A 722-nucleotide genomic window follows, 5' to 3' on the forward strand; every position below is an offset into this window, starting at 1 on the left:
TGCCCTCGCCGAGAATGTACACTCTCGTATTGGCGATCGCACGCCCGATGGACAGCGAACCTTCCTCCGGATTGATCTCTGTGCTCGTGGCAACGACCGTATTTTCTGTCGGCCCGTAGTTGTTGACGAGCGTGTACGGCTGTTTCACCGCGCGCTTCAGCTTGTCTCCGCCTGTGAGCAATACGCGCAATGATGTGTTCTCAAGCTCCATGAACTGTTCCGCCAGCTGCGTCGGCAGGAACGTAATCGTCACGCCATGCGTTTCGAAATAGTCGTTCAGGCGGACGATATCGAGGCGGATCGCTTCATCAATGACATGAAGCTCGGCGCCGATCGTCCAAGTCGGGAACATCTCCCAAATGGAAGCGTCGAATCCGAAGCCCGCGTACTTCGCACTGCGGTCCTCCGCGGTCATGCCAAACGCATCGTGGTGCCAGAAGCACAGATTCACAAGCGCATGGTGCTCGACCATGACACCCTTCGGCTGTCCAGTCGTTCCTGACGTGTAAATCATGTACGCGAGGTTCTCCGCGTTTGCAGCTGTGAGCGGGTTGTCCTCATCGTTTTCATCAAGCGGCAGGCTTAAAATCGTGCGAGCCCCGTCGAGAAGAATGACGTCTCCCTTGTAGCTGTCCGGCACCGAAATGCCTTCCTGTTTCAAGAGAAGCTTCGCGCCGCTGTCTTGTAAAATATAGTCAATCCGCTGTTCCGGATAATCAGGA

General features: G+C 55.5%; 1 protein-coding gene. It reads right to left on the reverse strand.

Annotation, left to right across the window (positions count from 1 at the left end):
- Positions 1-722, reverse strand: a 722-nt coding sequence (locus tag V756_RS01000000123005) for an AMP-binding protein (protein ID WP_032682235.1), incomplete at both ends; no start/stop codon positions are given.

Source organism: Bacillus tequilensis KCTC 13622, from assembly GCF_000507145.1.
Lineage (GTDB): Bacteria > Bacillota > Bacilli > Bacillales > Bacillaceae > Bacillus > Bacillus tequilensis.